The following is a 13444-nucleotide window of genomic DNA, read 5'->3' as shown; positions in this document are numbered from 1 at the left end:
CGTCATCAATGATCGGCGCTTCCATCCCTTGGGTTCCGTTGTTCAGACATCCAAGGTTAACAGCTTGCCGAGAAAGTAAACAGCCCCCTCAGGGGGTTTTTGAACTGGCCTCTAAGCCGCAGCCTTCGTCGATTCAAGAAAGTCCTGCGCGAAGCGTTGCAACACGCCGCCGGCTTCGTAGATCGACACCTCTTCCGCCGTATCCAGGCGGCACGTCACCGGCACCTCGACGCGCTCACCACTCTTGCGATGAATCACGAGCGTGAGGTCGGCGCGCGGTTTGCGTTCGCCGATCACGTCGAAGGTTTCGGTGCCGTCGATTGCGAGCGTAAGACGATTCACGCCAGGCTTGAATTCCAGCGGCAACACGCCCATGCCCACCAGATTCGTGCGGTGAATCCGCTCGAACCCTTCCGCAACAATCGCTTCCGCGCCAGCAAGACGCACACCCTTCGCTGCCCAGTCGCGCGACGAACCCTGGCCGTAGTCAGCACCGGCAATCACGATCAGCGGCTGCTTGCGCTCCATGTAGGTTTCGATTGCTTCCCACATGCGCGTCACCTTGCCCTCAGGCTCGATGCGCGCCAACGAACCCGCCTTCACCTTGCCGTCTTCCAGCACCATCTCGTTCTTCAGCGTCGGATTCGCGAAGGTGGCGCGCTGCGCGGTCAGGTGATCGCCACGGTGCGTTGCGTACGAATTGAAGTCCTCTTCCGGCAAGCCCATCTTGGCGAGGTACTCGCCCGACGCACTGTCCGCCAGAATCGCGTTCGACGGCGACAGGTGGTCGGTCGTGATGTTGTCGCCCAGCACAGCCAGCGGACGCATGCCCGTAAGCGTGCGCTCACCGGCAAGCGCGCCTTCCCAATACGGCGGACGGCGGATATACGTGCTCATCGGACGCCAGTCGTACAGCGGATCAGCCTTCTCACCCGTATCGACGGAGACCGCGAACATCGGCTCATACACTTTGCGGAACTGCTCCGGCTTCACGCTCGAAGCGACGATCGCGTCGATCTCTTCATCCGACGGCCAGATGTCCTTCAGCTTGATCTCGTTGCCGTCGGCGTCGACGCCCAGCACATCCTTCTCGATGTCGAAGCGGATCGTCCCGGCAATCGCGTAAGCCACCACCAGCGGCGGCGAAGCGAGGAAGGCCTGCTTCGCGTACGGATGAATACGGCCGTCGAAGTTCCGGTTGCCGGACAGCACGGCCGTCGCATACAGATCGCGATCGACGATTTCCTTCTGGATCACCGGATCCAACGCACCCGACATGCCGTTGCACGACGTGCACGCATATGCGACCACGCCGAAGCCCAATTGCTCCAGTTCCGGCAAGAGGCCCGCCTCTTCCAGATACAGCGTGACCGCCTTCGAGCCCGGCGCGAGCGACGTCTTCGCCCACGGCTTGCGGGTCAGTCCGCGTTGATTGGCGTTACGCGCCAGCAAACCGGCGGCGATCATGTTGCGCGGGTTGTTGGTGTTCGTGCAGCTCGTGATCGCAGCGATGATCACCGCGCCGTCTGGCATGAGACCCGGCTCGTTCTCTACCTTGCCGCTGATCCCACGCGCGGCCAGTTCGGAAACCGGCAAACGGCGATGCGGGTTTGACGGACCCGCCAGCGTGCGCACCACGGTAGACAGATCGAACGTCAGCACGCGTTCATACTCGGCGTGCTTCAGCGTATCGCCCCACAGGCCGGTTTCCTTCGCGTAGGTCTCGACCAGCTTGACGAGTTCGTCGTCGCGGCCGGTGAGCTTGAGGTACTTGATGGTCTGCTCGTCGATGTAGAACATCGCCGCTGTCGCGCCGAATTCGGGCGCCATGTTGGCGATGGTCGCGCGATCGCCGAGCGTCAGGTTGGCCGTGCCTGCACCGTAGAACTCGAGGTACGCGCCGACCACTTTCTCTTTGCGCAAAAATTCGGTGAGCGAGAGCACGACGTCAGTCGCCGTGATGCCCTCAGCCGGCTTGCCCGTGAGTTCCACACCGACGATATCCGGCAGCCGCATATAAGACGCGCGGCCCAGCATCACGCTTTCCGCTTCAAGACCGCCCACGCCGATTGCGATCACACCGAGCGCATCCACCATCGGCGTATGCGAGTCGGTGCCGACCAGCGTATCGGGGAAGGCCACACCATCTTTCACCTGCACCACCGGGCTCATGCGCTCGAGGTTGATCTGGTGCAGGATGCCGTTGCCAGGCGGAATCACGTCGACGTTCTTGAACGCGCGCTTGGTCCAGTTGATGAAGTCGAAGCGGTCTTCATTACGGCGATCTTCAATGGCGCGGTTCTTCGCGAACGCATCCGGATCGAAACCACCGCACTCGACGGCGAGCGAGTGATCCACTACGAGCTGCGTCGGCACGACCGGGTTGACCATCGCGGGATCGCCGCCTTGTAATGCAATCGCATCGCGCAGACCAGCGAGGTCGACCAGCGCGGTCTGGCCGAGAATGTCATGACACACCACGCGCGCCGGGAACCACGGAAAATCCAGCTCGCGCTTGCGTTCGATAATCTGCTTGAGCGAAGCCGTCAGCGTCACCGGATCGCAGCGGCGCACGAGGTTTTCGGCCAGCACGCGCGAGGTGTACGGCAGCTTGTCATAGGCGCCGGGCTGGATTGCATCGACGGCGGCACGCGTGTCGAAGAAGTCCAGTTGGGTGCCGGGAAGGCGTTTGCGGTTGGCAGTATTCATGGCGTAGGGGACAAAACAATAATGATCCGGGGACGATGGCGGCAGCCGTGCTTCACAATCCGCTGCCCCTCTTTCAGACGGCGCAACGCTCGCGTATCAATCGGACAGTCTGTGTAGTTTAGCTCGCGGTGGCGCGCCGGCTTGCTGCGTGTTTCGTTGATGCGCCGCACAACGTACCGCACGCCGCCCCGCAAAAAAACAGCCTTGGCTCGGGGGTTCCAGCGAGCCAAGGCCAAACTTCATTACGCCGCTCTCGTGAGACGCAATGGAGGAGAAACGCTTGCGGTTTTGCGCTTACAGGCTTAGACGCGTTTGGCCAGCGGCACGAAGGGCAGATCGTCGGGACCGGTGTAATTTGCGCTTGGACGAATGATCTTGTTATCGATCCGCTGCTCGATGATGTGCGCGCTCCAGCCTGCGGTGCGGGAGATCACGAACAGCGGCGTGAACATCGCCGTGGGCACGCCCATCATGTGATACGAGACCGCGCTGAACCAGTCGAGATTCGGGAACATCTTCTTCACATCTGCCATCACTGTTTCAAGTCGCTCGGCGATATTGAACAGCTTCAGGTTGCCCGCTTCCTTCGAGAGCTTCTTCGCGACTTCCTTGATGACCTTGTTGCGGGGGTCGGAAATCGTGTACACCGGGTGACCGAAGCCGATCACCACTTCCTTGTTTTCGACGCGCTTGCGGATATCGGCTTCGGCCTCATCCGGCGTCTGATAGCGCGACTGGATCTCGAACGCGGCTTCGTTCGCGCCGCCGTGTTTCGGGCCGCGCAGCGCACCGATTGCGCCGGTAATCGCCGAGTAGATGTCCGAACCCGTACCGGCGATCACACGGCCGGTGAACGTCGACGCGTTGAATTCATGCTCGGCGTACAGGTTCAGCGACACATGCATCGCATCGACCCATGCCTTCGACGGTTCCACACCGTGCAGCAGGTGCAGGAAGTGACCGCCGATCGAATCGTCATCGGTTTCGACTTCGATGCGCTTGCCGTTGTGCGAGTAGTGGTACCAGTACAGCAGCATCGAACCGAGCGATGCCATCAGCTTGTCGGCGATGTCGCGTGCGCCCGACAGGTTGTGGTCGTCCTTCTCGGGCAGCACCGTGCCGAGCACCGACACGCCGGTGCGCATCACATCCATCGGGTGAGCAGCGGCCGGAATCCATTCCAGCGCGGCTTTGACGTTCGCGGGCAATCCGCGCAGCGCCTTGAGCTTGGTCTTGTACGCGGTCAGTTCAGCCTGCGTCGGCAGCTTTTCGTGGACCAGCAGATACGCGATTTCTTCGAATTCGCATGCACCGGCGATGTCGAGAATGTCGTAGCCGCGGTAGTGCAGATCGTTGCCGGTCTTGCCGACCGTGCAAAGGGCAGTGTTGCCAGCCGTCACGCCAGACAGGGCGACGGATTTCTTCGGTTTGAAGGCGCCTGCGTTCGGCGTGCTGTTATCGGCTTCACTCATCATTTCGTCTCCAACTGCGGGGTTGCGTTCGTGCGGCAATCAGCGCGCCGAGCTTGTCTTTCAGGGTTTCGATGCGGTAACCGGTGAAAACGGAGGCTATAACGCAAAGAATGGGCCATGCGGAACGCACGCCGCTAAGTGCCTGATTTAACAAAAATCATGTCCTGGCCACCTCGCCGCCTGATTTCATAAGTGAAATCGAAGATTTCAAATTCGAAAACGACAGGTGCATAATAGGCGAACCTCTCGTCCTTCCCGCCTCTCTCTCCAGACAACGAGCCCCCGCCGTGAGCACGCCCCCCTTCGACCCCGCGCAGCGCCCTCGCATCTGGGCCGTCAGCATCAGCCGTCTGCGTGATCTGTTCTTCGACATTGCCGGCGAGTACGTCGAACGCGCCGATCTGCGCATCGTCTCGCATGGCTTCGAAGACGCCGTGCATGAGATCGACGCGGTCGGTGCCGGGCGTCCGGATGTCGTGATTGCCGGCGGCTCCAACGGCGCGTATCTGAAAACGCGTGTCAGCGTACCGGTCGTGCTGATCGGCCCAACCGGCTTCGACGTGATGCACGCGCTTGCGCGAGCGCGGCGCGACGGCGCCAGGGTCGCACTCGTCACGCACGGCGACACGCCAGACGAAGTGCGGCGCTTCATCGCCGCGTACGGCATCGATGTGACATTTGCGTCGTATCAGTCGGCGCAGGATGCGGAGAGTGTCGTTCTCGATCTGCGCGATCGCGGCATCCAGGCCGTGGTCGGCCCGGGGCTCATTGCCGACCTCGCGGCGAACGCCGGCATGGGCGCGGTGTTTCTGTACTCACGCGCCTCGGTACGCGCTGCGTTCGATACCGCACTCGAAGTCGCACAGGCCACTCGCCGCGAAACAGTTCGGCGTCAACGGCTCGACAATCTGCTGCAGCATCTGCGCGACGGCGTCGTCGCGCTCGATGCGCAAGGGCGCGTCGAAGCGATGAACCAGCGCCTTGCCAGCGTGCTCGGCATCGATGCGGCACAGGCAGTGGGCCGGGCGCTGCTCGAGCTCGCGCCGGATCTCGCCGGCAGCTTGCCGGACTCAGACGGCGACACGTTCTGCACGGTACGTGGCGCGAGCTACGTCGTACATCGCGGGCCGCTCGCGAGCAGCAGCTCGGCGGCAGGCACCGTGCTGACGTTTCAGGAATCGCGCGCGGTCGAACGGCTCGACCGCACGTTGCGCTCGCGCCAGCGCGTGCAGCAGTTCAGCGCGCGTTATCAGCTTGGCGATATCGTCGGCGTATCCGATTCGATCGAACGGGTCCGCACGCTCGTGCAGCGCTACGCGAAATCGGACGCCACCGTGCTGATTCTCGGCGAAAGCGGCACCGGCAAGGAGATGGTCGCGCAGAGCATGCATCAGTTGAGCGCGCGGCGCGACTTCGCCTTCGTCGCCATCAATTGCGGCGCGTTTCCTGAGGCGTTGCTCGAGAGCGAGTTGTTCGGTTATGAGGAAGGCGCGTTCACCGGTGCACGCAAAGGCGGCAAGGCGGGGCTGATCGAGGTGGCGCACCGCGGGACGCTGTTTCTCGATGAAATCGCCGAGATGCCGCTGTCGTTGCAGAGTCGGTTATTGCGTGTGCTGCAGGAACGTGAAGTCGTGCGGCTGGGTTCGACTGAGCCGACGCGAGTGGACATCCGGGTCGTCGCGGCAACGCATCGCGCGTTGACTGAAGGGATCGAGGCGGGCAGTTTTCGCGCGGACCTTTACTACCGGCTCAACATTCTGAGCATCGCGCTGCCGCCGCTGCGCGAGCGGCCAACCGATCTGCTGCCGCTCGCGGTCGAATTGTTGCTGCAGGCGGCGTCGCGTGAGCCGAGACTGGCGGCTCGCCTGCCCCATGCGGATGCGGCGAGACGCGTCCTCGCTAGTCTCAGTGAGCCGTTAAAGCGCTACACCTGGCCGGGCAACGTGCGTGAACTACAGAACGTGATTGAACGGATTGCGGTTGAACTGGCAGATGCGGACGTGGGCACGGGCACTGACTCAAACGGCGCAGCAGAAACCCTCTTCACGCGCGAGGTACTGCGCACCGTCGCGCCTGAAATCTTCGAGCTGCCCCAAGCGCGCACGAAGAAAGCAGCGCTAACGTTACGCGAGCGCAGCCGTCACGTGGAAGCAGACGAAATCCGCGCCGCCCTCGCCGCCTGCGATGGCGATCGCGATGCGGTTTGCCAGGCACTCGGCATCAGCAAGACGACGTTATGGCGGAAGCTGAACGCGGCGCAGTAGTCTGAACGACGCCGCCGTGTTTTGCCGCGTTCGCACCGGCGCGCGCGATGAACATGCTGGGCGTCATCCCGCAGCATCGTTTGAAATGCCGGCCAAAGTGGCTTTGATCGAAGAATCCCACCTCCGTGGCAACGACCGATCCCGGCACACCTTCGAGCAACAGAGTCTGCGCCCGCTGAATCCGCAGCCCGCACAGATAGCGATACGGTGACGAACCATACTGCTGACGAAACACCGTCGCGAAGCGCGACACGCTGAGCGCGGACAGCGCGGCGAGTTGCGCGAGCGTCACCGGTTCGTCGAAATGGGCTTCGATAAACGCCCGGGCGGCATTGAGGCTGATGGACTGTTTCATGACGTCGCGATAGTCGAGCGGGGCGCGGCTTGCTTCGCGAACCGGGTGACGGAAAACACGTCGAGGGGAATGTCCGTACGACCTGTATCGACGAGCTCGGCCAGCGTCTCGCCAACACCCGGTCCGATCTGAAAACCCGAGCCGCAGAAACCGAACGCGTAGTAAAGACCGTCGACCTTGCTGCTCGTGCCGATCACCGGTTCGCCGTCGGGCAGATAACTTTCCACGCCGCTCCACACGCGAATCACATGCAGCGGCGCCATCGCGGGCACGAGCCGCCGCAACTGTGCGACTTGCCGAACGGTGTTGCGCGGCAGGACCGATGCGCGGCACGTCACGGCATCCGCCGGCCCAGCGGGACCGCCGCCGAGAATGATATTGCCGCGCGGAATCTGGCGGAAATAGATGCTCTCTTCCTTGATCGATGTGAACACCCCCATCGACGACTTGAACACATACGGCACCGGCTCGGTCACCGCCATCTGCGGTCCACTCGCGACGAGCGGAACGGGTTCGCCGAACTGTTCGGTGAGGCGGCTCGCCCAGGCGCCCGCGCAGATCACGAGTTGCGCGGCCCAATACACGTCACCGCCTGCGCTCTCCACGCGAAACCGCTCACCGTCTTTTTCGACGCGCACGATCTCAGTGTTCTCGATCACCTGGGCACCGAGCCGCGCGGCCGCACGACCAAACGCAGGCGCGGCGAGACGCGGATTGGCGTGGCCATCGAGTGGCGAAATCGATGCCGCCAGCACCTCGCGTCCGAGAAACGGAAAGCGTTGGAACATGGCGTCGCCGTGCAGCACGTTGAGGTCGAGACCATACGCGCGGGCGTCGATCGCATATTGATCGAAATTCTCCACGTCTTTCTGGTGGTAGCACACGCGTGTGTGGCCCGACGCCAGAAACTCGATGTCCTCGCCAAGCAGTTCCGTGGAGCGTTGCCATGTGCGCAGCGCACGATTCGCCATTGCCAGTTGCGGTAGCGCGCGCCCCTGCCGACGAATGCCGCCGAAGTTCACGCCGCTCGCCTGCTGTCCCGTGAGTCCACGTTCGAGCAGGATCACCGAACGCTTGCGCTGACGCAGGAAGAAGGCGGTTGTCGTCCCCATGATGCCGCCGCCGATCACGATCACATCGGCTTCGTTTGTAGTCGTCGCGCTCATTCGCTCACCTCTTCGGCAAGCGCCACAGGCAGCGGTTTGACCGGCGCCTGGCCGCGCAACCGTCCCACCGAAGACAACGGCACACAAGCCGCCGCCGCGATGATTTCCGCGCCTGCGTGGCCGCAATAGCGCCCCTGACAGCGGCCCATGCCGACGCGCGAAAACGCCTTCGCGCGATTGGCTTCCTGCGCGCCGGTCGCGTGCACCACACGGCGCAGTTCGCCGGCTGTAATTGCTTCACAGCGGCAGACGATCGTTTCATCCGGCAAGGACGCGGCGAATTTCGCCGGCCATGGGAAGGCTTCCCGCAGGCCCGTGGCAAAGCGCGTGAAACGTGCGAGTTCGGCGCGCAACTGCTCGACGCCTCCGACCTGCATGCCGTGATCGCGCAACGCCGCCAAAGCCGCGAGGCGCCCCGAACGTTCGGCTGCATCCGCACCGCGCACTCTTGCGCCATCGCCCGCCAGGTAGACGCCCTTGACGCTGCTACGGCCGTCGTCGTCGATTTGCGGAAGCCACTGCTGCGTGTTGTCGTCGAACAGGAAGCGGCACCCGGCGAGGTCAGCAAGCTGCGTCTCCGGACGCAGGTGATAACCGAGTGCGACGGCATCGCATGCCAGTTCCAGAAGCTCGCCGTCAGCCAAAGCAACCAGGACGCCGCTTACGCCGTCTTGCGGCGAGCCTTTGATCTCCAAAGGTTGCACGCCGCGATGAACCGGCACGCGAGCCTTTGCCAACACACGCGTCAACGCAATCCCCTTTTTGAGCGCGGCGGGAATCGCCAGCAAACGCGGCAGCGCAGCCACACGCTGCATGAATGTCGACGTATCGAGCACTGCGGCCACTTGTGCACCCGCCTTCACGTATTGCGCGGCCACGAGATACAGCAGCGGCCCGCTGCCCATCATCACGATGCGCGAGCCGATCGCGCAGCCCTGCGATTTCAGCGCGACCTGCGCGCCGCCGAGGCTATACGTGCCGGCCTGGTGCCAGCCCTTGACCGGCATCAGCCGATCCGTCGCGCCGCTGCAAACAATCAGGGAATCGAACCTTAGCGTCTGGTAATGCGTGCCGCTTGCCAGATGCACGGTGTTCGGCGAAATATTCCAGACCAGCGTCTCCGGCAGATAATCTATCTTGCCCTTCAGCGCATCGAAGCTTTGGTGCAACGAAGCAGCGCGCTCAGCCTCAGTGCCGTACAACGTCTCGTAGCTGCGCGAAAACCCTTCCGGTTGCCGCCGATAGATCTGGCCACCGTCGCGCCGCCCTTCATCGATGACTGTCGGCCGCAGCCCCGCTTCGACCAGCGCCTGTGCAGCGCGCACGCCCGCCGGCCCGGTGCCGATGATCACTACACGCGGGGCCATACACCCTCCGCAGCTTCGGCCAGCTTCGTCACGATCGACATGCCCGGCGCCGCAGGCGTACTGCACGCCCGCATGCGTTCGCCTTGCGCGGTCCAGACCCAGCAATCCTGGCACGCGCCCATCAAACAGAAACCGGCCCGGCGGCCATCGCCGAATTCGGAATCGCGCAACGTGCTCACGCCGGTCAGCAAGGCAACCATCAACGTGTCGCCCTCGGCGGCGTCGCGCTCGACGCCGTCTACGGTAATCGAAAACGTCTTGCGGCCCGTCTCCGCGAGCCGCACAAATCGTCCGTTCATACCGGGGCCACCTCTTCGGTCTGCAAGCGATTCAACTCGGCGGCCGGATGATGGCAAAGAATCTCCGCGCCCGAAGGTAGTTTCTTCAAGGACGGCGGCGTCATATTGCACATACCGTCGATACGCACCGGGCAGCGCGCGCGGAACGCGCACAACTCGGGAATATCTGCGCTCTCACCCATCGCCGGCAACGTGGCACAACCGATCTCGCGGCGCGCATCGAGCCAGCCCGGTTTCAAAGCAGGCACCGAATCCACCAGCAATTCCGTGTACGGGTGATACGGCGGCGCTGCGAGCACATCGCGTTGCCCGGCTTCCACGCGATGCCCCGCATACAGAACGATCACTTCGTCGCAAATCGCTCGCACGGTCGAGATGTCGTGGCTGATGAACATGTACGACACGCCGAGTTCACGGCGCAATTCGGCCAGCAGATCGAGGATCGCCGCACCGACCACCGTATCGAGCGCGGAGGTCACTTCGTCGCAGAGGATCAACGCGGGATCTGCCGCAAGCGCGCGCGCCAGATTCACACGCTGCTTCTGGCCGCCGGACAGTCCGGCAGGCGTGCGCGTGGCAATCGAAGCCGGCAGCTTCACCAGATCGAGCAGTTCCAGCATGCGTTTCTTCGCAGCCGAGCCACTCAGATGGTGATAGAACGCGAGCGGACGGCCCAGGATATCGGCGATGGAATGACTCGGGTTCAGCGCCGTATCGGCGTTCTGAAACACGATCTGGATCTGGCGATACTGCTCCGGCGTGCGGCGCGACAGTTGTGCGGGCAACGGCTTGCCGTCGAACAACACTTCGCCGCCCGCACGGTCGACAAGACCGGCCACCACGCGCGCGAGCGTCGTCTTGCCGGAGCCGGATTCGCCGATCACGCCGAGCGTGCTGCCGCGCGGAATCGACAAACTGACGTCGTCGAGCACGCGCACGGCGGGATTACCGAAGCGATCGATACGTCCGTAACCCGCCGAGAGCCCACGAATTTCGAGCAGCGGCGGGATGTGCTTGCCGAGATTCTTCGGCGTCTCCAGTTCCGCTTCCGGCCGACGTGTAGCGGCAAGCAGTTGACGCGTATAAGCATCCACCGGCGCATCGAGCACTTGCGCGACCACGCCGTTCTCTTTCACCGCGCCGCCATTCAGCACGACGATGCGGTCCGCCATCTGCGCGACCACAGCCAGATCGTGCGACACGTACACGGCGGTCGTGCCCAGTTCGCGAATCACTTTCTTGAAGGCCGCAAGCACCTCGATCTGCGTGGTGACATCTAGCGCGGTGGTCGGCTCGTCGAACACCACCACCGCGGGATCGGTGATCAACGCCATCGCGGCCATCAAGCGCTGCAACTGGCCGCCGGACACCTGATGCGGATACCGCTCGCCGATCGTCTCCGGCGCGGGCAGCGCCAACGCGCGAAACAGGTCGATCGCTTTCGCGCGCGCGGCGTCTTTCGTCATCAAGTGATGCAGCAATGCGGGCTCGGTCACCTGATCCATGATCGTGCGCGCCGGATTGAACCCTGCCGACGCACTCTGCGCAACATACGCCACAGTCCGTGCCCGCAGTGCGCGACGGCCCTTGGCATCGAGCGACAGCACATCCACCTCGCCGACGCGCACCGAGCCACTGCTGATCGAACATCCTGCCCGCGCATAACCGAGCAACGACAACGCGATGGTCGTCTTACCCGAGCCCGACTCGCCGATCAGCGCCAGCACCTCGCCCTTCTTCACCGAAAAATCGACGCCCTTGACGATCTCCGTCACCGGCCCCGGCGCCGCACCGGCGACGACCCGCAGGCCCTTCACTTCAATCATGTCCCGATCAGCCATCATGCACCTCCATGGCTACGGCCACGGCGCCGCAAGTTGTCGATCAGCAGATTCATGCCGATGGTCAGCGTCGCAATCGCAACGGCCGGCATCAGAACGGCAGGCGCGCCCTCGGACAAACCACCGATGTTCTCGCGCACGAGCGACCCCCAATCAGCATTCGGCGGCTGCACGCCAAGGCCGAGGAAACTCAGCCCGCTCAGCAGCAGCACGATGAACACGAAGCGCAAACCAAAATCGGCGAGCATCGGATGAATCATGTTCGGCAGCACTTCGACGCGTGCAATATAGAAGATGCCCTCGCCGCGCGCTCTCGCCACCTGCACGTACTCCAGACCCATCAGGTTCACCGCGAGCGAGCGCGAAATACGGAATGCGCCGGGGATGTAGGCCAAAGCGGCAACCGTCGTCAACATCGGGATCGACGAACCGAACGCCGCGATCACCACGAGCGCGAGCACCTTGCTCGGAATCGAAATCAACGCGTCGAACAGACGGCTCAGGATTTCATCGACCCAGCGCCCGGACACCGCGGCGAGCAAACCGAAGAACGTGCCGATCAAACTGGCGAGCACGGCTGCGGCCAGCGCGAGGCCCATCGTATAGCGCGCGCCGTAGAGAATCCGGCTCAACATATCGCGGCCGAGATAGTCGGTGCCGAGCGGATATGCCGCGCTATAGCGGCCGAAAATCTCCGTCGACGTCAGCGTGCCGCCTTTATACGGTGCAACCAGCGGCCCGATGAACGCGACGATCAGCCAGAAAGTCACCAGCACGAGGCCGATCAGGCCGAGCACGGAGAAGCGGTGCACCAGCCGTTTCAACACGCCCTGCTTCAGCGCGGCCGTCTCGACGACTGGCGTCTCGATGACGGGTTCATCGACGCCCAGGTCGTACAGCTCAGTAGTGGCATGGGGAATATGAGGAACGTGGGGATTGGTAGGTTGGCTCATCATCGACGCAGCCTCGGATTGGATACGATTTGACACAGGTCGGCGATCAACACCAACGCGAGATACGCTGCGCAGAACACCATCACGCAGCCCTGCACGAGCGGCATGTCACGATTGGTGACGGCATCCACCATCAAGCTCGCGAGGCCAGGATAGTTGAAGATCGATTCCACGATCACCACGCCGCCGAACAGATACGAGAGGCTCAACGCCACCGCATTGGCAATCGGGCCGATGGTGTTGGGCAACACATGCCGCAGCACCACGCGCGCAGGCGACGCGCCCTTCAACACCGCCATTTCCACATACGACGAATTGAGCTGATCAAGCACCGCGGCTCGCGTCATGCGCGCCATCTGCGCGACGATCACGCAGCACAGCGTCATCACCGGCATCGCGTAGATGCGCAGCAGCGCGCCGAACGAATGCACTTCCGAGAGATACGACAGCGCCGGCAGCCAGCGCAGCTTGACGGCGAAGATCAGCACGGCGATGGTGGCAATCAGAAACTCCGGCACGGCCACCGTCGACAGCGTGAGCACGTTGAGCGTGCGATCGAGCAGCGAACCACGGAACATCGCCGACGAAATACCGATCAGCAAGGCCACGGGCACCGAGACCAGTGCCGTCAGCCCGGCCAGCACCAGCGAATTCGGCAGGCGCGTGGCGATCAACTCGCTCACGGGCAGATTGTTCGACAGCGAGGTGCCGAAGTTGCCGCTCACAATATGAATGAGCCACTCGAAGTAGCGTTGCAGCGCCGGCTGGTCGAGCCCGAACTGATGCCGCAATGCCGCGACGGCTTCCGGCGTTGCCGCCTGGCCGAGCGCCTGTTGAGCGGCATCGCCGGGAAGCAGCCCGGTGATGGCGAACACGACCGCGGAGACCAGCAGTAGCGTAAGCAGCGCGAGGCCAAGGCGCGCGGCGATGAGTCGTTGCGCATGTGCTTTCATCGAAAGTCGGCTCCAAGGGTGAAGCCGCACGCCGCGAACAGGCGGCGTGCGTATTGCCGGGTTCG

10 protein-coding genes are annotated in these 13444 nt (G+C 63.1%); 1 reads left to right on the top strand and 9 read right to left on the bottom strand.

Translation table 11 applies throughout. The features are described from left to right. Positions 1–111 precede the first annotated feature (111 nt). Complete coding sequence (gene acnD / locus P3T25_RS07565; RefSeq protein WP_266238661.1) at positions 112–2709, bottom strand: Fe/S-dependent 2-methylisocitrate dehydratase AcnD; 2598 nt, start codon at positions 2707–2709, stop codon at positions 112–114. Between the two features lie 302 nt (positions 2710–3011). Then, positions 3012–4181, bottom strand: a complete 1170-nt coding sequence (gene prpC / locus P3T25_RS07560) for a bifunctional 2-methylcitrate synthase/citrate synthase (protein ID WP_266238660.1) — start codon at positions 4179–4181, stop codon at positions 3012–3014. Between the two features lie 287 nt (positions 4182–4468). Here prpC and prpR point away from each other — a divergent pair, with 287 nt between their 5' ends. Then, entirely contained in the window at positions 4469–6445 is a 1977-nt protein-coding gene (prpR, locus tag P3T25_RS07555) for a propionate catabolism operon regulatory protein PrpR (RefSeq protein WP_168435783.1), read from the top strand. Here the strand turns inward: prpR and P3T25_RS07550 are convergent. Genes P3T25_RS07550 through P3T25_RS07520 form a run of 7 tightly spaced genes read right to left on the bottom strand, consistent with a single transcriptional unit; the run spans position 6402 to position 13379 of the window. After that, a complete protein-coding gene (locus tag P3T25_RS07550) occupies positions 6402–6800 on the bottom strand; it encodes a helix-turn-helix domain-containing protein (RefSeq protein ID WP_154562419.1) in 399 nt (132 codons plus the stop codon). The two genes, prpR and P3T25_RS07550, sit on opposite strands and share 44 nt — an antisense overlap. Beyond that, positions 6797–7966: an NAD(P)/FAD-dependent oxidoreductase gene (locus P3T25_RS07545; RefSeq protein WP_266238659.1), complete on the bottom strand. Its 1170-nt coding sequence runs from the start codon at positions 7964–7966 to the stop codon at positions 6797–6799. Before P3T25_RS07545 ends, P3T25_RS07550 begins: the two co-directional genes overlap by 4 nt. After that, positions 7963–9333: an FAD-dependent oxidoreductase gene (locus P3T25_RS07540; protein WP_429357809.1), complete on the bottom strand. Its 1371-nt coding sequence runs from the start codon at positions 9331–9333 to the stop codon at positions 7963–7965. The genes P3T25_RS07545 and P3T25_RS07540 overlap by 4 nt, the downstream gene beginning before the upstream one ends. After that, a complete protein-coding gene (locus tag P3T25_RS07535; protein ID WP_266238657.1) occupies positions 9318–9632 on the bottom strand; it encodes a (2Fe-2S)-binding protein in 315 nt (104 codons plus the stop codon). The genes P3T25_RS07540 and P3T25_RS07535 overlap by 16 nt, the downstream gene beginning before the upstream one ends. Then, positions 9629–11473 carry an ABC transporter ATP-binding protein gene (locus P3T25_RS07530; RefSeq protein ID WP_266238656.1) on the bottom strand — a complete coding sequence of 615 codons (1845 nt, stop codon included), beginning with the start codon at positions 11471–11473 and terminating at the stop codon, positions 9629–9631. The genes P3T25_RS07535 and P3T25_RS07530 overlap by 4 nt, the downstream gene beginning before the upstream one ends. Then, the gene (locus P3T25_RS07525; protein WP_429357808.1) at positions 11473–12429 is read right to left on the bottom strand and encodes an ABC transporter permease; all 957 of its coding nucleotides are present in this window, start codon (positions 12427–12429) and stop codon (positions 11473–11475) included. The genes P3T25_RS07530 and P3T25_RS07525 overlap by 1 nt, the downstream gene beginning before the upstream one ends. After that, positions 12426–13379, bottom strand: coding sequence for an ABC transporter permease (locus P3T25_RS07520; RefSeq protein WP_097394290.1), 954 nt, complete (start codon positions 13377–13379; stop codon positions 12426–12428). Before P3T25_RS07520 ends, P3T25_RS07525 begins: the two co-directional genes overlap by 4 nt. Positions 13380–13444: the final 65 nt, after the last annotated feature.

Source organism: Paraburkholderia sp. GAS32 (assembly GCF_050434225.1).
GTDB classification, from domain to species: domain Bacteria; phylum Pseudomonadota; class Gammaproteobacteria; order Burkholderiales; family Burkholderiaceae; genus Paraburkholderia; species Paraburkholderia madseniana.
Note: the sequence above shows the minus strand (reverse complement) of the source record. Positions and strands in the feature narration are given on the sequence as shown.